The organism is Ectopseudomonas oleovorans, assembly GCF_029845265.1.
Classification (GTDB): domain Bacteria; phylum Pseudomonadota; class Gammaproteobacteria; order Pseudomonadales; family Pseudomonadaceae; genus Aquipseudomonas; species Aquipseudomonas oleovorans.
In genome coordinates this window covers 117394-133261 of the sequence record NZ_JAOCLK010000007.1, presented here as the reverse complement: position 1 = coordinate 133261, position 15868 = coordinate 117394, and the positions used below count along the sequence as shown (strand labels likewise).

Annotated in this window: 17 protein-coding genes; 8 read left to right on the top strand and 9 right to left on the bottom strand. The window is 61.3% G+C overall.

Annotated elements, in window-relative coordinates; translation table 11 throughout:
* Nucleotides 1-131 precede the first annotated feature (131 nt).
* From N5J71_RS05835 to N5J71_RS05825, 3 genes are all read right to left on the bottom strand, one after another.
* Complete coding sequence (locus N5J71_RS05835; protein WP_139047994.1) at nt 132-494, bottom strand: hypothetical protein; 363 nt, start codon at nt 492-494, stop codon at nt 132-134.
* 492 nt (nt 495-986) lie between these two features.
* Complete coding sequence (locus tag N5J71_RS05830) at nt 987-1226, bottom strand: hypothetical protein (RefSeq protein ID WP_279916501.1); 240 nt, start codon at nt 1224-1226, stop codon at nt 987-989.
* A 104-nt stretch (nt 1227-1330) separates the two neighbouring features.
* Nucleotides 1331-1873 carry a zinc ribbon domain-containing protein gene (locus tag N5J71_RS05825; RefSeq protein ID WP_206407527.1) on the bottom strand — a complete coding sequence of 181 codons (543 nt, stop codon included), beginning with the start codon at nt 1871-1873 and terminating at the stop codon, nt 1331-1333.
* 494 nt (nt 1874-2367) lie between these two features.
* Here N5J71_RS05825 and N5J71_RS05820 point away from each other — a divergent pair, with 494 nt between their 5' ends.
* The 5 genes from N5J71_RS05820 (at nt 2368) to N5J71_RS05800 (ending at nt 7448) form a co-directional block, all read left to right on the top strand.
* Nucleotides 2368-3291 (top strand): ABC transporter ATP-binding protein, encoded by a 924-nt coding sequence (locus N5J71_RS05820; RefSeq protein ID WP_279916499.1) that lies wholly within the window; start codon nt 2368-2370, stop codon nt 3289-3291.
* Entirely contained in the window at nt 3288-4019 is a 732-nt protein-coding gene (locus N5J71_RS05815; protein ID WP_003244158.1) for an ABC transporter permease subunit, read from the top strand. The genes N5J71_RS05820 and N5J71_RS05815 overlap by 4 nt, the downstream gene beginning before the upstream one ends.
* 12 nt (nt 4020-4031) lie before the next feature.
* Complete coding sequence (locus tag N5J71_RS05810; protein ID WP_279916497.1) at nt 4032-5858, top strand: GldG family protein; 1827 nt, start codon at nt 4032-4034, stop codon at nt 5856-5858.
* Nucleotides 5859-6015: 157 nt separating this feature from the next.
* Nucleotides 6016-7008: a DUF4340 domain-containing protein gene (locus tag N5J71_RS05805; RefSeq protein WP_004423970.1), complete on the top strand. Its 993-nt coding sequence runs from the start codon at nt 6016-6018 to the stop codon at nt 7006-7008.
* A 230-nt stretch (nt 7009-7238) separates the two neighbouring features.
* Nucleotides 7239-7448: a cold-shock protein gene (locus N5J71_RS05800; protein WP_004423973.1), complete on the top strand. Its 210-nt coding sequence runs from the start codon at nt 7239-7241 to the stop codon at nt 7446-7448.
* Between the two features lie 543 nt (nt 7449-7991).
* On the opposite strand, the gene N5J71_RS05795 is transcribed toward N5J71_RS05800, so the two are convergent.
* The 3 genes from N5J71_RS05795 to dapE are packed head-to-tail and all read right to left on the bottom strand — an operon-like array spanning nt 7992 to nt 10320.
* Complete coding sequence (locus tag N5J71_RS05795) at nt 7992-8363, bottom strand: hypothetical protein (protein ID WP_074855675.1); 372 nt, start codon at nt 8361-8363, stop codon at nt 7992-7994.
* A gap of 5 nt (nt 8364-8368) precedes the next feature.
* Nucleotides 8369-9181 carry a putative RNA methyltransferase gene (locus N5J71_RS05790; RefSeq protein WP_004423978.1) on the bottom strand — a complete coding sequence of 271 codons (813 nt, stop codon included), beginning with the start codon at nt 9179-9181 and terminating at the stop codon, nt 8369-8371.
* Entirely contained in the window at nt 9178-10320 is a 1143-nt protein-coding gene (gene dapE, locus N5J71_RS05785) for a succinyl-diaminopimelate desuccinylase (protein ID WP_257597646.1), read from the bottom strand. Before dapE ends, N5J71_RS05790 begins: the two co-directional genes overlap by 4 nt.
* A 366-nt stretch (nt 10321-10686) precedes the next feature.
* Here dapE and tcdA point away from each other — a divergent pair, with 366 nt between their 5' ends.
* The 3 genes from tcdA (at nt 10687) to N5J71_RS05770 (ending at nt 12949) form a co-directional block, all read left to right on the top strand.
* Nucleotides 10687-11496, top strand: coding sequence for a tRNA cyclic N6-threonylcarbamoyladenosine(37) synthase TcdA (gene tcdA, locus N5J71_RS05780; RefSeq protein WP_084341455.1), 810 nt, complete (start codon nt 10687-10689; stop codon nt 11494-11496).
* Nucleotides 11497-11644: 148 nt separating this feature from the next.
* Entirely contained in the window at nt 11645-12439 is a 795-nt protein-coding gene (locus N5J71_RS05775; protein ID WP_279916495.1) for a substrate-binding periplasmic protein, read from the top strand.
* Between the two features lie 39 nt (nt 12440-12478).
* Nucleotides 12479-12949 (top strand): YehS family protein, encoded by a 471-nt coding sequence (locus N5J71_RS05770; RefSeq protein ID WP_004423985.1) that lies wholly within the window; start codon nt 12479-12481, stop codon nt 12947-12949.
* 67 nt (nt 12950-13016) lie between these two features.
* On the opposite strand, the gene N5J71_RS05765 is transcribed toward N5J71_RS05770, so the two are convergent.
* The 3 genes from N5J71_RS05765 to dapD form a co-directional block, all read right to left on the bottom strand.
* Nucleotides 13017-13430 (bottom strand): SufE family protein, encoded by a 414-nt coding sequence (locus N5J71_RS05765; protein ID WP_004423988.1) that lies wholly within the window; start codon nt 13428-13430, stop codon nt 13017-13019.
* Nucleotides 13431-13548: 118 nt separating this feature from the next.
* Nucleotides 13549-14754 (bottom strand): aminotransferase class V-fold PLP-dependent enzyme, encoded by a 1206-nt coding sequence (locus N5J71_RS05760; protein ID WP_004423990.1) that lies wholly within the window; start codon nt 14752-14754, stop codon nt 13549-13551.
* A 72-nt stretch (nt 14755-14826) separates the two neighbouring features.
* Nucleotides 14827-15861, bottom strand: coding sequence for a 2,3,4,5-tetrahydropyridine-2,6-dicarboxylate N-succinyltransferase (gene dapD, locus N5J71_RS05755; protein ID WP_004423993.1), 1035 nt, complete (start codon nt 15859-15861; stop codon nt 14827-14829).
* Nucleotides 15862-15868 lie beyond the last annotated feature (7 nt).

Below are 15868 nucleotides of genomic sequence, written 5' to 3'. Positions count from 1 at the left end.
CTTGCCTTGGGCAGGGCTGCAGCTTAGGTTGATGACATTGGGCTTTAGCCCGTCCCAGTGAGCGGAGCGAACGATTTGAGCCAGTTGTTAGGCCTGTCTGGCTATTATGTGGGCCTAATTCTGTAGCTCTGTCAAATTCCTGAGATTTCTCTTGCCTCACGAATTGCATGTGCGAATTTTTGCCAGCGTTGTTCAGAAACTATATTTTTGGGAACGTTGAATTGTGCAATATTTACTATCCGTGGTAGCAGCAGCGAAGCTTCGGCCCGGTGGCCGTTTTTACACAACCCGCTGAAATATAAAACTGCTATAAACATAGCCGCTTCATCCTCATTCATCTGCCCATTCCAAGCTTGGTCGATTAGCTCCAAAAAGGCCAGTGAGCCTGGGAATAATGGGTTTTCAGAACGGCGAGTTATTATTTGATACTCGTTATTAAGCTTTAAGTCTACTTGGCCATTATATTTTTTTCGATTTTTGAATAACCCGAACATCTCTTTCTCCTTGGCTGCTCGCGTCTGGTTAAGGGTCGGCTTTAGCTTGTCCCCGTGAGCAAGGCAAGCAGGGAAATTAAATTAAAAATAATGCCAAATATTTAGCTGTATCAAAAAGTTATATTTTGACTGAAAGTGTATATCTTGACCCCTTCAGCAGATTGGATAAGAGCCCAGGGACGCCCTGCAACATAGTCAAGCACGAGTACGTTATTGCTTCTATTTGTCATGGCGCATTTTCCTGGGCGCATATATTTTTCAATTGCGGACATGTTTTGCTTTTGGAATAAATTAATTAGGTGGTAAATGTCACCTTCTGCTGTACAAATTATTGCATGAGGATTTAGGGTTGCTTGCCTTGGCTCTTGACTGTGCGCGAGGGAAGAAAAGAAAATCAAGGTATATATCATTAATAACTTTCGCATTAAAATGCCCCCTGCTTTAAATCTATTAAAAATTAATGATTCTCGGTGAAAGTGTGGAAGGTTTTATCTAGTCTCGTGGCAACCAACCTTTATTGTTTCTTGGAGGCTCTGGTAGATTTTTTTCCGCTAAGTGCTTTTGGATTATTGGTTCGAAATGTGGAGCCCAGCCATCCCAGTTTCCAGTCCAGCAGGTGTCGCACACGGTGATGCCATAAAGATTGATAACTCGTCCCTCGTATTGATGAGGGCCAAATTGAAATTTTTTACTACAAGTATCGCATTCCATCATGATTTTCTGATCTGTCATGGTCAAACTCCGCAGTGTTGATGCCTAACGCAAAGGTTCAGCGGCGGGCTTGCCGGAGCGAAGCGAAGGCAAGACCGTCCGCTGGAACCGTTTGTTAGGTTCACTCACGCCGACATGACTCCAATCATGGCTCCAACAATAACCGCGAGCGTGAAGAAGCCAATGATTGCGGCCACACCAATGAGCAGCGGTTTTCCCCACGCGCGACGCGGATAGCTGGAGCCGAATTTCTCTTTGACGTATCTGGCCTGCGCCCGACCCGCCGAGAAATACCACACGAGCAAATAGAGGAAGCCAAGACCACGCGCTGCACCATCAGCTTCTTCTGGCTTTTCCATGAATACGCCCATTAGGACGTAAACCCCGAGCATAGCGAGGCTGAAATAAAACCAGCCCATTGCGGATTTCTCTTTCTCGGGTTCGCCGAGCGTTCGCCAGTTCAAGGCGTGCAAATAGGAGCCGAAGGCTGGAGAGAAGATGAGACTCCAGTTTGATGCTGCATTGGGATTCCAGATGGCTCCGCCCTGCTCGGAGGGGGCAGATGGTGGGGTCACCGCCGTAACTACACGCGCTGAAATAGCCTGCCCGCATTTGGAACAGAACCCGGCACCTGACTGAAGTGCCGTGCCACATTTTGAACAAAACATAAAACCTCCCTTGTGAACCTAACAGTGATTAGACGGAAGGCGGTACTAACGCGATAGTAGAGCCTTCCATCTAACTCCGCACCATCATCATGGTTACCCTGGGAAATTCTTTTTAAAATCATGGCATTACCAGCCAGCTCCTGATCCTTGGGCGTATTCGCTTGACTTCCTCTTTTGCCTCATTGCTTACAGTTGCTCAAAAAACAGCCAGAACACCCTGTTTGTGTTCCGCGCGCTAAGCCTTGAACGCCCAGGCCATGTATCCATCGGCAAATGGCGCTTTGCCATGGGGTGTTGAGCTTTGGCATGAGGCTGTCCAATCGCCGAAGCTATATTCCTTTTACTGCTTGTTGCAACCTGCTGACTGAACTTTTCAGTTTTGCTACGGTCTTGCCCACGTCCGGGTCGGTGGTTTTTCGCGCCCGGCGTTCTTGCGGCCTGCGCTTTTGCGGTGGTTTCGCTGAGCGCAGTGCCATTCGCGACGGTGAGAGGCCATGATCGATATAAGAAACCTGACCAAGCGTTTTGCGCAGCACACGGCAGTCGATGACTTGTCGTTCCAGGTCCAGCCAGGGGAAGTGCTGGGCTTTCTCGGCCCCAATGGGGCCGGCAAATCCACCACCATGAAGATGCTCACCGGCTTTCTCGCGCCGACCTCCGGTACGGCGAGCATCCTCGGTTGCGATATCCAAACCCAGACCCTCAAGGCCCAGCGGCAGATCGGTTATCTGCCGGAAGGCGCGCCTTGCTATGGCGATATGACGGTGCGTGGCTTTCTTGAATTTATCGCCGAGGTGCGCGGTTTTCGCGGCGCCGAGAAGACGCTTCGCGTGCAGCGCGCTGTGGAGCAGGTGGAGCTGGAAAAGGTGCTGGAGCAGAGCATCGAGACGCTGTCCAAGGGCTTCAAGCGCCGCGTCGGCCTGGCCCAGGCGATTCTGCATGATCCGCGTGTGTTGATCCTCGACGAGCCCACCGACGGCCTCGATCCCAACCAGAAGCATCAGGTGCGCCAGCTTATTCAGGGGCTGGCCCGCGACAAGATCGTGATCATTTCCACCCATATCCTCGAAGAGGTTACGGCGCTGTGTACCCGCGCAGTGGTGATTGCTCAGGGCCGCTTGCTGGCCGATGGTACGCCGCTGGAGCTGGAAAGCCGCTCGCGCTATCACCAGGCGGTGACGCTGGTGGCCGATGAAGCGCTGGATCAGGCTGCCCTCGCGGCGCTGCCGGGCGTCGCCGGTGTCGAGGAGAACGCCCGCGAGCACAGCCTGAGTGTGCTGGCGCAACCGGGCGAGGTGATCTTCCCGCAGGTCAATGCGCTGATTGCCAAACGCGGCTGGAAGGTTAAGGAACTCAACGTGGAACGCGGCCGCCTGGATGAAGTGTTCCGCACGCTGACCCGGGGAGAGCAGCCATGACCCAGTTGCCCGTGATCTTCAAGCGTGAGCTGGCGAGCTACTTCGCCACGCCGCTGGCTTATGTGTTCATCGTCATCTTCCTGGTACTGTCCGGGGTGTTCACCTTTTATCTGGGCGGTTTCTTCGAAGGCGGCCAGGCCAATCTCTCGGCCTTCTTCAATTTCCACCCCTGGCTCTATCTGTTCCTGGTGCCGGCGATTGCCATGCGCCTGTGGGCGGAGGAGCGCAAGTCCGGCTCCATCGAGCTGCTGATGACCCTGCCGATCACCCGCTTCGAGGCGGTCACCGGCAAGTTCCTGGCGGCCTGGGTGTTCGCCGGCATTGCGTTGCTGCTGACCTTCCCGATGATCATCACGGTCAACTACCTGGGCGAGCCGGACAACGGCGCCATCGTCACCGGCTATATCGGCAGCTGGCTGCTGGCCGGCGCCTATCTGGCCATCGGCTCGTGCATGTCGGCGCTGAGCAAGAATCAGGTGATCGCCTTCATCCTTGCGGTCAGCGCCTGCTTTCTGTTCATCGTCAGCGGTTTCCCCATGGTGCTCGACGCCTTCGCCTGGGCGCCGCAGTGGCTGGTGGATGCCATCGCCTCGCTGAGCTTTCTGGTGCGCTTCGACGCCATCAGCAAGGGCGTGATCGATCTGCGCGACCTGCTGTATTTCCTCTCGCTGATCGCCGCCTGGCTGACTGCCACCGCTGTGGTCATCGACCTGAAGAAAGCCGACTGAAGGAACGCGCCCATGAAAAAGCTGATCTATTCCGGCGCCGGGTTGCTGCTGATCGCGGTGGCCTTTCTCGCCTTCAACCTGCTGGCCGGTCTGGGCCTGGGCGGTGCGCGCCTGGACCTGACCGAGCAGAAGCTCTACACCATCTCCGACGGCACCAAGCAGATCCTTGCCGAGCTGGACGAGCCGATCAACCTGTACTTCTTCTATTCGGACAAGGTGGCCAAGAACCTGCCGGCGCTGCGTACCTACGCCCAGCGCGTGGAGGAGATGCTCAAGGCCTACCAGGCCCAGGCCGGCGGCAAGATCCGCCTGCATATCATCGACCCCGAGCCGTTCTCCGAGGACGAGGACAAGGCCGCGCAGTTCGGTCTGCAGGGCATCCCGCTGCAGCAGGGCGGTGACTCGATCTACTTCGGCCTGGCTGGCACCAACGGCCTGGACAACATCCAGGTGATCCCGTTCTTCGCCCTGGATCAGGAGGAGCATCTGGAGTACGAGCTGAGCCGCCTGGTGCAGACCCTGGCCAAGCCGGAGCTGCCGGTGGTTGGCGTGCTCTCCGGGCTGCCGATGACCGGTGGCTTCGACATGATGGCGCGGCAGCCGACGCCGCCGTGGATGGTGCTGGAGCAGGTGCGCCAGTTGTTCCAGATCGAGCAGCTCCAGAGCGATGTCGACCAGATTCCCGAGAGCGTCTCGGTGCTGTGGCTGGTGCATCCGAAGAATCTGCCCGAGCAGACCCTGTACGCTATCGACCAGTTCGTGCTGCGCGGCGGCAAGCTGATGGTGTTCGTTGACCCCTATGCCGAGGCTGACACCGGTGATATGCCGGGTGAAGTGGCGGTGGACCGGGCGTCGAATATCGAGTCGCTGTTCAAGGCCTGGGGCTTGCGCATGGTGCCGGACAAGGTGCTCGGTGACGGCTCCTACGCCATGTCGGTCAACCGTGGTCAGGGCCAGCGTCCGGTTCGTCACGCTGCCTGGCTGAGCCTGCCGCGCAAGGCGCTGGATCAGACCGATATCGCCACGGCTGGGCTGGAGAACGTCACCGTCGCCACCGCCGGCATTCTCGAGCCGCTGGAAGGGGCGAAGACGCGCTTTACCCCGCTGATGCAAAGCTCCGAATACGCCATGCCCTTCGACGCCCAGCGCTTCGCCATGCTCAGCAACCCCGAGGAGCTGATCCGCGAACTGGAGCCGACCGGCGAGCGCTACACCATCGCTGCGCGTATCGACGGTCCGGCGCAGAGCGCCTTCCCCGATGGCATCGAGGGGCGCAAGGACGGTCTCAGGCAGGCAGACAACATCAACGTCATCGCCGTGGCCGATACCGACATCCTCAGTGATCGCATGTGGGTGCAGGTGCAGGACTTCTTCGGCCAGCGCATGCCGCAACCCTGGGCGGATAACGGCAGCTTCACCATCAACGCGCTGGACAACCTGACCGGCTCTGAGGCGCTGATTAGCGTACGTTCGCGTGGTCGCTTCAGCCGTCCGTTCGTGGTGGTCGAGGAGCTGCAGCGCGCCGCCGAACAGCGTTTCCGTGACAAGGAGCAGGCACTGCAGGCACGCCTGGCCGAAACCGAGCAGCAACTGGCGGCGCTACAGCAAAGCGACGATCCAAACCTGGAGCTCACGCCTGAGCAGCAGGGCGCGTTGCAGCGCTTCATCCAGCAGAAGCTGGAGATTCGCAAGGAGCTGCGCGAGGTGCGCTACCAGCTCAATGCCGATATCGAGGCGCTGGGCCGCACGCTGAAGATCATTAATATCGCCCTGGTGCCGGCGCTGCTGACCCTGGGCGTGTTGGCGTTGTGGCTGTGGCGGCGCCGTCGTCGCGCGTGAGGGTTAGCACCTGTGGGAGGCGCTTCAGCGGCGACAGTCGCGGCTAAAGCCCCTCCCACGAACCGAGCGTAGGGTGGATCACGCTTTACCGATCCACCGCTGCGGTGGATGTAAAACGCGATATCCACGCGCATAGTCATTCACTTGTGAGGAGATCATGGGACGTAAAGGTCTGATCGCATTGATCATCATCGTGCTGCTTTGCGTGCTGGGTTACCTGGCCGTGCAGCGCGGCCAGCAGCAGAGCACGGCGCAAGTCGAGTCGGCGCCCTGGCTGGCAGCCGAACAGGGCTATCTGAATACGCTGCAGGCGCTGGAGATCGAGGCGCCGGGGCAGCCCTCGGTACGCATCGAGCGGCGTGAAGATGGTTGGGTGGTGCCGGCGAAGGCCGACTATCCGGCGGCGCCGCAAGCGCTGGCCGAACTGCTGCGGGCATTGCGTGAGGCGCGCACGCAGGAGGCCAAGACTGCCAACCCGCAGTGGCATGCTCGTTTGGGACTGGCCGAGGAGGGGGCGGCTGATGAGCAGGCGCTGCGTCTGAAGCTGCACTTCGACGGCCATCCCGACCTGGGGCTGCGCTTGGGTAATCCGTCTCAGCAAGGCAGTGGGCAACTGGTGCGTCGTGCCGGCGAGAATCAGGTCTGGCTGATCGATCAGCAGTTGCAGGTGCCGACGCGTGAGCTGGACTGGCTGGATCGACGTGTCACCGACATTCCCTTCACGCGCATCGCGCGCCTTGAGCTGCGCTACGCCGATGGCGAGAAACTTACCCTGACGCGTGCCGATGCCCAGCAGTACAACTTCGCTGTCGCAGAGCTGCGCAAGGAGCAGAAACTCAGCTTCGAGGGTGCGGCCAATGGTGTCGCACTGGTCTTCTCCAACCTGCAGTTCGCTGATGCTGCGCCGCTTTCGCAGATAGGTTTCAAGCAGGCGCCGGTGCTGCAGTTCAGCCTCAGTGGTTTTGCCGAGGAAAAGCTCGAAGGAGCGTTGTACAAGCAGGGTGAGCAGTATTGGTTGGTGCTTGGCGAGCGTGAAGGTTTCAACGCCGCAGAGGTGAGTGCGCGCAGTGACTGGGCATATCGACTGGAGCCTGATCAGGTGCAGCGGCTGGCGAAGAAGTTGCGCGATCTGTTAGTCAAAAGCCCATAAAACGAGCTGTAACCCGCATATCTTCTGGGTTCGTGGCGGTTTTGAAAAAGTGCTTTTCAGTCACAATCCATGCTTTATACTCGGCCTTCGACTGCAGCAAGAACGCGAATCGCTTGACCTGCTCCATTGCTCGATTGCCGGGGGTGGCGAACGCTGAGAAGAGCGTTTTTACCGAGCCGTCAAAGCGCCTTCGGGACAATAAAAACATAGCGAGTTTGGAGAAGTTGGTAATGGCAGATCGTGAGACGGGAACCGTCAAATGGTTCAATGATTCCAAGGGTTACGGGTTTATTCAGCGCGAAAGCGGCCCGGACGTATTCGTTCACTACCGCGCCATTCGTGGCGACGGCCATCGCACCCTGGTCGAAGGCCAGAAGGTCGAGTTCGGTGTGACCCAGGGTCAGAAAGGCCTGCAGGCGGAAGACGTCTCCGCGGTCTGAGCTCCAGCTCGAAATACAACAAGGCCCGTCGATGACGGGCCTTGTTGTTTGTGGGCGCTGTATTCGTAGGGCGGGTTTCGCGGGTAGCTCCCCTCTCCCATTCATGGGAGAGGGGCTGGGGGAGAGGGCCGAGAACACCGCGAAACTGCCTGCTGGCTCCAACCTCTCCGAACGCGGCCCGCCCTAACCCTCTCCCCAGAGGGGCGAGGGCACTGAACGCGTCCGACCGTCGCTTAAGTGAACAGCGTTACCGTCGATGATCGGCCTTGTTCTTTGTGGTCTGTTTGGGCCGCGAAGGTGAAGAACACTGTACGGATGAAATCCGGAAAATGCGCTGATCCCCGGATTACATTGGGCTACGGGCGAAGCTAATCACCCCACGCAGCTTGCGTAGGAGCCCCGCCCCGGGGCGAAGCTTTGTCGTCCTGATTCGCTGTCGATTCAAAAATCTCGTAGCGTGAGACCCCTGACCCTCTCCCGCCCTTCGGGCACCCTCTCCCGCAAGCGGGAGAGGGTCATCAGATGGCCGCCAAGCGGCCGCTTTTATTCAGTACGCCAGACGATTTCGGTTTCACCATCGGCGTCGACCTTGATCCAGCGGTCGGCTTGCTCGTCGCTTTCATCCTCGACCCAGGTGCCGGGTGCGCAGCGAATCTGTACGCCGAGCGCGGCATGGGCGGCGCGGGCGCAAGCCAGGTCGTCGGCCCAGGGCGTGGCGTCGCTTTCCAGGTACAGGCTGTGCCATTTGCCCACGGCTTTCGGCAACCAGGTCACCGGCACGTCACCGGCCTTGCACTTGAAGGTCTGGCCTTTCTGCTGCCAGTCGCTGCATGGGCCAAGTGCTTCACCCAGCCATTGCGCCACGGCATCACGTTCGGCGTCTTTGAGGTAGATCTCGATGTCCGGTTGGCGCATTAGGTTCATTCCTGAGTTTTGACGATCCAATCGTAGCGGATGGCGACGGTAACTTCGAAGGGCTCGGCGATCACTGCTTCACGGCGTTCGGCACTGGCGCGCCAGCCGTGTGGCGTCATGGCCAGCAGGTCGGCGCGGGCCTGGGTGTCGGCCAGGTGCAGCGGGAACAGCAGCGTCTCACTGTGGGCCAGGTGCATACCCGCAGGGATCAGCGCCAGGTGCTTTTCGTCGTCGTAGTCGCGTACTTCGTCGTACAGCTTCTGGCGCAGTTCCATCAGGTGCACGCGGGTTGGGCCCATGCGCAGCAGGCCGCCGCCGGGTGCGAGCAGGCGTTTGGCTTCGGCCCAGTCGAGCGGGCTGAAGACGCTGGCCAGTAGGTCGCAACTGGCATCGGCCAATGGCACACGGGCCATGCTCGCCACCAGCCAGCTCAGCTGCGCAGCACGTTTGCATGCGCGTTTCACCGCCTCGCGGGAGATATCCAGGGCATAACCGTCGGCGGCGGGCAGGCCACGGGCGATCTGTTCGGTGTAGTAACCCTCGCCACAACCGATATCCAGCCAGCGCGCCGGCTTGTAGTCGGCAGCCAGTGTGGCCAGGCGTGCGGCCAGCGGTGCGTAGTGGCCACCCTCGAGAAAACGCCGGCGGGCCTCGACCATGGCGGCGTTGTCGCCGGGGGCGCGGCTGTTTTTGTGTTGCACCGGCAGGAGGTTGTAGTAACCCTGCCGGGCGCGATCGAAGCTGTGGCGGTTTGCACAGGCCAGGCCGCTGGCGCTCGGCTCCAGCGGCGTCTGGCAGATGGGGCAGATCAGGCTCATGCGAGGAGTTTTACCAGCGTCTGATAGTAAATCTCGGTGAGCAGATCGAGGTCGCTGGCCAGTACGCGCTCGTTGATCTGGTGGATGGTGGCGTTGACCGGGCCGAGCTCGACCACCTGAGTGCCCAGGGTGGCGATGAAGCGACCGTCGGAGGTGCCGCCGCTGGTGGACGGCGTGGTCTCGCGACCGGTGACGTTCTTGATGCTGGCGGCCACGGCGTCGAGCAATTCGCCCGGCTGAGTGAGGAACGGCAGACCGGACAGCGCCCATTCCAGGTGGTAGTCCAGACCGTGCTTGTCGAGAATGGTGGTGACGCGCTGCTGCAGCTCCTCGACGGTGGATTCGGTGGAGAAGCGGAAGTTGAACACCGCTTTCAGCTCGCCGGGGATGACGTTGGTCGCGCCAGTGCCGGAGTTGAGATTGGACACCTGGAAGCTGGTCGGCGGGAAGTAGTCGTTGCCATGATCCCAATGTTCGGCGGCCAGTTCGGCCAGCGCCGGGGCGGCCAGATGAATCGGATTCTTCGCCAGGTGCGGGTAGGCGACGTGGCCCTGTTTGCCGTACACGGTGAGGGTGCAGCCGAGGGAGCCACGGCGGCCGTTCTTCACCACGTCACCGAGCAGAGTGGTGCTCGACGGTTCGCCGACGATGCACCAGTCCAGGCGCTCGTTACGCTCGCGCAGGCGCTCGACCACCGCCTTGGTGCCATGCTGAGCCGGGCCTTCCTCGTCGCTGGTGATGAGGAAGGTGATGGCGCCCTTGTGCTGCGGGTAGTCGGCGACGAAGCGCTCCACGGCAATGATCATGCTCGCCAGGCTGCCTTTCATGTCCGCTGCGCCACGGCCGCAGAGCATGCCGTCTTCATCGACGCGCACGTCGAACGGCTGGTACTGCCAGGCGTCCAGCGGGCCGGTGGGCACCACATCGGTGTGGCCGGCGAAGCACAGCACCGGGCCGTCGCCACCGCGTTTGGCCCAGAAGTTCTCCACCTCTTCGATGCGCATGCGCTCAACCTCGAAGCCGCACGCGGCCAGACGGCGCATCATCAGCTCCTGGCAACCTTCGTCGACCGGGGTCACGGACGGGCGGCGGATGAGGTCGAAAGCGAGTTCCAGGGTCGGGGTGAGGGGGGCGGTCATGGCGGCTCCGGTACAGCGGCTGGCGTGAAAGCTGGCCATATTACCGTGAAAGTCGCGCAGCGACGCCATCCTTGATGCCCTTCTCCCTCTGGGAGAAGGTGGCGCGAAGCGCCGGATGCGGCGTACTGCTTGACGACGGCTAATGCCGATCAGATAAGGCTGCCAAAGCGGCCTTTCGTAGGAGCTCCGCCCCGGGGCGAAGCTTTTCAATTGCGCATCGCCCTGGTTCGCGGCGGGGCGCCGCTCCTACGCATTGGCAACGTCGACGCTTAACTGACTGGCATTAGGCCGACGGCTGACCTGTTCGACAGGCTTGGGTGGGCAGGGTGCTATCTCTATAATGCGCGCCTTCCTGCAGGGGGTGTGATGGGTACTGACGATCAGCGATTCGGCGGCATAGCCCGGCTTTACGGCCAGGAGGGCTATCAACGACTGGCAGCGGCGCACGTGGCGGTAGTCGGCATCGGCGGCGTCGGTTCCTGGGCGGCCGAGGCGCTGGTGCGTTCGGGCGTCGGCGAGATTTCCCTGTTCGACCTGGACGATGTCTGCATCACCAACACCAATCGCCAGGTGCACGCCGTCGAAGGCGCGGTGGGCAAGGCCAAGGTCGACGAGATGGCCGCGCGCATCCGCGCCATCAACCCGGCCTGCGTGGTGCATGCGGTGGCGGATTTCGTTACCCGCGAGACCATGGCCGAGTACATCACCGAGCAGCTCGACGGTGTGATCGACTGCATCGACAGCGTGCCGGCCAAGGCGGCGCTGATCGCCTGGTGCAAGCGGCGCAAGATCCAGATCGTCACCACCGGCGGCGCGGGCGGGCAGGTCGACCCGACGCAGATTCAGGTCACCGACCTGAACAAGACCTTCAACGACCCGCTGGCGGCCAAGGTACGCAGCCTGTTGCGCCGCGACTATGGCTTCTCGCGTACGCCGGGCCGCACCTACAGCGTCCCTTGCGTGTTCTCCACCGAGCAACTGCGTTACCCCAAGCCGGATGGCACGGTCTGTCAGGCCAAGGGCTTCGTCGGTGAAGGGGTGAAGCTCGACTGCGCGGGCGGTTTCGGCGCGGTGATGATGGTCACCGCCAGCTTCGGCATGGCTGCTGCGGCCAAGCTGGTGGACAAACTGGTGGCTGGCGCACGCCGCCCGGCGGAGCGCCAATCGAAAACCTGAGAAACTTCCGTGCGCGCTGCGTTTGACTATGCTGGGCGAAGGGAGAGGTTGCAGTAGCCGACAGGGAGACGTCGAACATGATCCGTATCAGAGGTGATTTGTGTCGTACCTGTTTTGTAGCGTCTCGCTGAGAAGACGCTGGGCACGGATGCTCGCCTCCCTGACGCTACCTGTTTTGCTGATAGCCCTTGGGCCCGTTCAGGCCGAGCCACAGAAGCTGCGTATCGGCACCGGCGACTGGGCGCCCTATGTCGACCAGGAGCGCAGTGATGGTGGCGCTCTGGCGCGACTGATCAGCGCAGTGTTCGCTGAAGCGGGTTACCAGGTCGAATTCATCTTCCATCCCTGGGACCGCAACGTACTGATGCTGCAGCAGGGGCAGTTGCACGCGATCATGCCCTATAGCTGCAGCCCCAGTCGGCTCAATTACGGCATTTGTAGCGACCCGCTGGTGCGCGGGGAGATCGTTCTGTTCCATCGTCGCGATCAGGCGTTCGACTGGACCTCGGTCGAGGACTTGTTGAAGTATCACATCGGCACGACGCTGGGTTACTCCTACGGCCCGGCGTTCGACGATGCGCTGCAGGCTGGCCGCCTGAGCGTCGAGCAGAATGGCAAGGAGGACACCAGCTTTCGTCTTCTGGAGTTGGGGCGTATCGACCTGCATCCACAGGACCGCGCTGTCGGCTATGCCATGTTGAATCGTTTGTTTCCGGAAGATGGCGGTAAAATCGTGCATCATCCGCGGCAGTTGAATACCGAGCCGCTGCGCTTGCTGTTTCGCAAGGACGATCCTGAGAGTGTCAAGCTGTTGCGCGTGTTCAATGCCAGGCTGCGTGACTTTGCTCAGCGTGGTGACCTGCAGCGTCTACAGCAGGCGCTTAATTCCGGTAACGCCGATGACTGGAAACCCAGCACCTCGGCCCAGGCCGTGCGGGACTGAAGCGCACCTGCCTACCCCCTTCCTCCAAGAGTTTTCTGCATGCTCAATAACGATGTACTGCGCAGCTTGCGCTATTTGCTGGATGTCAGCGATGGCAAGCTGGAAGAGCTATGCCGGTTGGCGGATTATCCCGTCGAACCGGGCCTGATCTCGGCCTGTCTGCTGCGTGAGGACGAGCCTGGGTATCGTTCCTGCAGCGATGTGCTGCTGGCGCACGTGCTTGAAGGCCTGGTGTTTTACAAGCGTGGCAAGGACGTTAGCCGGCCGCGCCTGCCGGTGGAAAAACGCCTGAGTAACAACCTGATCTTGAAGAAGCTGCGCGTGGCCTTCGAGCTGCGCGACGACGATATCCAGGCGCTTTTGCAAGCGGTCGACCTGCCGATGACCAAGGCCGAGCTTGGCGCCCTGTTTCGCGCGCCGGGTCACAAGCACTTTCGCGAGTGCGGCGATCAGATCCTGCGCAATTTTCTGCGGGGGCTGACGTTGCGCGAGCGGGGCAAGAGCGACTGAAAGCTTCGCCCCGGGGCGGGGCTCCTACGCGATGGAGTGGCGGCAAGCGCCCCGCGACGAATGGTTTTTAGGCGGAGCGCCCCGCCAACTCGCGCATACGCTGCAGCACCGCGTTGAGACCATTGCTGCGCGAGGGCGATAGCTGCCGCTGCAGCCCCAACTGGTTGAACCAGTCGACCAGATCGACACTGGCCAGCTCGGCGCGAGGCAGACCTTCGACACGCGCCAGCAGCACCGCCAGCAAGCCACGCAGCAGGCGGGCGTCGCTGCTGGCGCGAAAGTGCAGGTGCTCGTCGCGTTGTTCGGCGATCAGCCAGACCGGGCTCTCGCAGCCATGCACGCGGTGCTCGTCGAGGCGTTCGGTTTCGCTCAATGGCTCCAGACGTTCGCCCCATTGCATCAGCAGGCGCGCGCGCTGTTCCCAGCCGTGGCAGGCGGCAAAGGCTTCCAGTGCTTCCTGAGCGGCGACTGACAGGCTCATGGCGAGAGACTCCCGTAGCATGTAGGAGCGGCTGGGCGGCATTCCGTTTCAGCTGCGATGCTCCGGGTGCCAATATTCGCGGCTGACGCCGCTCCTACGACGAACCATTGGCCGCGCTTCAACGCAGCAACTCCAGGGCGTTATCCAGAGCGCTGAAAAATCGCTGCAGGTCCTCGCTGTCGTTGTACAGACCGAGCGAGACGCGAATCGCACCACTCAGCCCCAGGCTTTTCATCAGCGGCATGGCGCAGTGATGCCCGGCGCGCACGGCGATGCCCTGTTCGCTGAGCAGGTGAGCCAGGTCGGCGTTATGCACGCCGTCGACGCAGAAACTGGCAAGCGCCAACTGCGGCTCGCCGAGCTGACGCACGCCGTTGCGGCTTTGCAGGCCGGCCAGCAGTTCGGCATGCAGGGCCGTTTCATGATGTGCCACGGCGGTGTGATCCAGCCCGTTTAGCCAGTCCAGTGCTGCGCCCAGGGCTATGACCGCTGAAACCGCTGGTGTGCCGGCCTCGAAACCCAATGGAGCAGGGCGAAAGCGCGCGCTCTGGTAGTCGGCATCGAGCACCATTTCACCGCCGAATTGCCAGTGCTGCAATTTGCCCAACGCTTCGCGGCGGCCATACAGCAGGCCGATGCCATCCGGGCCGTAGAGCTTATGTGACGAGCACACGTAGAAATCACAGCCCAGCGCCTGCAGATCGTGGCGACCATGCACCGCACCCTGCGCGCCGTCGACCACGCTGAATGCGCCTTGCGCGCGTGCCAGGGCCAGCAGCTCGGCAAGCGGTTGCCAGCGGCCAAGCACGTTGGACAGCTGCGAGACCGCCAACAGTCGGGTGCGCGGGCCGATCAGCCGAGCCGCTTGCTGCAGATCGATACTGCCGGTGTGATCCAGCGGCAATACCACCAACTCGAGATTGCGGCGCTTGGCCAGTTGCTGCCAGGGCAGCAGATTGGCGTGATGCTCCAGCGCGCTGATGACGACTTGCTCGCCAGGCTGCAGCAGATGCTCCAGGCCATAGGCCAGCAGATTGAGTGATTCGGTGCTGCCGCGGGTAAAGATGATCTCATCGCTGCCGGCCGCATTCAGCCATTGTGCAGCCTTGCTGCGTGTGGCCTCGAAGGCGCGGGTGGCACGTTCACCTGGCAGGTGCTGGGCACGATGCACGTTGGCCACGCCGCTGCCCAGGTAGCCGAGCAGGGTGTCCAGCACCGCCTGTGGTTTCTGTGCAGTGGCGGCGCTGTCCAGATAGGTCTGGCCTTCGGCTTCGAGGGCGAGAATGCCGGGGAAGTCGGCACGCCAGGGGGAGGTCAGTGACATGGTTTGTCAGATCCGCGTGGTTTTGCCCTCACCCCCGGCCCCTCTCCCGGAGGGAGAGGGGAGGTATGACGATCAATTGTGGGCGTGCAGGGCTTCGTTCAGCTCGACGGCCGACTTGTGGGTCTTGCACTCCACGGCGCCGGTCAGCGAGTTGCGACGGAACAGCAGATCCGGCTGGCCAGCCAGGTCGCGTGCCTTGACCACCTTGACCAGGGCGTTGCCCTCGTCGAGCAGGTTCACCTTGGTGCCTGCGGTGATGTATAGGCCGGCTTCGACGGTGTTGCGGTCGCCCAGCGGGATGCCGATGCCGGCGTTGGCACCGATCAGGCAGCCTTCGCCGACGCTGATGATGATGTTGCCGCCGCCGGACAGGGTGCCCATGGTCGAGCAGCCGCCGCCCAGGTCGGAACCCTTGCCGACGAAGACGCCAGCGGAAACGCGGCCTTCGATCATGCCCGGGCCTTCGGTGCCGCCGTTGAAGTTGACGAAGCCTTCGTGCATCACGGTGGTGCCTTCGCCGATATAGGCGCCCAGGCGCACACGGGCGCTGTCGGCGATACGCACACCGGCCGGCACCACGTAGTCGGTCATTTTCGGGAACTTGTCCACCGAGAAGACTTCCAGCAGCTTGCCCTTCAGGCGTGCTTCCAGCTGGCGCTCGGCCAGCTCGCTGAGATCGACGGCGCCCTGGCTGGTCCAGGCCACGTTGGGCAGCAGCGGGAAAATGCCGGCCAGGCTCAGGCCGTGCGGCTTGACCAGACGATGCGACAGCAGGTGCAGCTTGAGGTAGGCCTCCGGGGTGCTGGTCAGCGCGGCATCTTCAGCCAGGAAGGTGGCGACCAGCGGGTTGTGGCTTTCGGCCAGACGGGTCAGCAGCGCCGCTTGAGCGGCGTCCACGCCTTTCAGGGCTTCGGCCAGGTCAGCGGCCTGTGTGGTGGTGAAGGCGATGGCCTGGTTGCCGCCCTGGTAGCCGAGCTTCTCGGCGGCCTTGGCTACCAGCTCGCTGGCCGGATTGAGCAGCGGCAGGGCGTAGAAGACTTCCAGCCAGTTGCCCTGGCGGTTCTGGGTGCCAACACCAAAGGCGATGCTGTAAAGGGAGGTGCTCATTAGATGG

Coding starts and splice junctions, on each gene's coding strand:
- N5J71_RS05835 (WP_139047994.1), bottom strand. CDS start 494: ATGTTCGGGTTATTCAAAAATCGAAAAAAATATAATGGCCAAGTAGAC.
- N5J71_RS05830 (WP_279916501.1), bottom strand. CDS start 1,226: ATGACAGATCAGAAAATCATGATGGAATGCGATACTTGTAGTAAAAAA.
- N5J71_RS05825 (WP_206407527.1), bottom strand. CDS start 1,873: ATGTTTTGTTCAAAATGTGGCACGGCACTTCAGTCAGGTGCCGGGTTC.
- N5J71_RS05820 (WP_279916499.1), top strand. CDS start 2,368: ATGATCGATATAAGAAACCTGACCAAGCGTTTTGCGCAGCACACGGCA.
- N5J71_RS05815 (WP_003244158.1), top strand. CDS start 3,288: ATGACCCAGTTGCCCGTGATCTTCAAGCGTGAGCTGGCGAGCTACTTC.
- N5J71_RS05810 (WP_279916497.1), top strand. CDS start 4,032: ATGAAAAAGCTGATCTATTCCGGCGCCGGGTTGCTGCTGATCGCGGTG.
- N5J71_RS05805 (WP_004423970.1), top strand. CDS start 6,016: ATGGGACGTAAAGGTCTGATCGCATTGATCATCATCGTGCTGCTTTGC.
- N5J71_RS05800 (WP_004423973.1), top strand. CDS start 7,239: ATGGCAGATCGTGAGACGGGAACCGTCAAATGGTTCAATGATTCCAAG.
- N5J71_RS05795 (WP_074855675.1), bottom strand. CDS start 8,363: ATGCGCCAACCGGACATCGAGATCTACCTCAAAGACGCCGAACGTGAT.
- N5J71_RS05790 (WP_004423978.1), bottom strand. CDS start 9,181: ATGAGCCTGATCTGCCCCATCTGCCAGACGCCGCTGGAGCCGAGCGCC.
- dapE (WP_257597646.1), bottom strand. CDS start 10,320: ATGACCGCCCCCCTCACCCCGACCCTGGAACTCGCTTTCGACCTCATC.
- tcdA (WP_084341455.1), top strand. CDS start 10,687: ATGGGTACTGACGATCAGCGATTCGGCGGCATAGCCCGGCTTTACGGC.
- N5J71_RS05775 (WP_279916495.1), top strand. CDS start 11,645: ATGCTCGCCTCCCTGACGCTACCTGTTTTGCTGATAGCCCTTGGGCCC.
- N5J71_RS05770 (WP_004423985.1), top strand. CDS start 12,479: ATGCTCAATAACGATGTACTGCGCAGCTTGCGCTATTTGCTGGATGTC.
- N5J71_RS05765 (WP_004423988.1), bottom strand. CDS start 13,430: ATGAGCCTGTCAGTCGCCGCTCAGGAAGCACTGGAAGCCTTTGCCGCC.
- N5J71_RS05760 (WP_004423990.1), bottom strand. CDS start 14,754: ATGTCACTGACCTCCCCCTGGCGTGCCGACTTCCCCGGCATTCTCGCC.
- dapD (WP_004423993.1), bottom strand. CDS start 15,861: ATGAGCACCTCCCTTTACAGCATCGCCTTTGGTGTTGGCACCCAGAAC.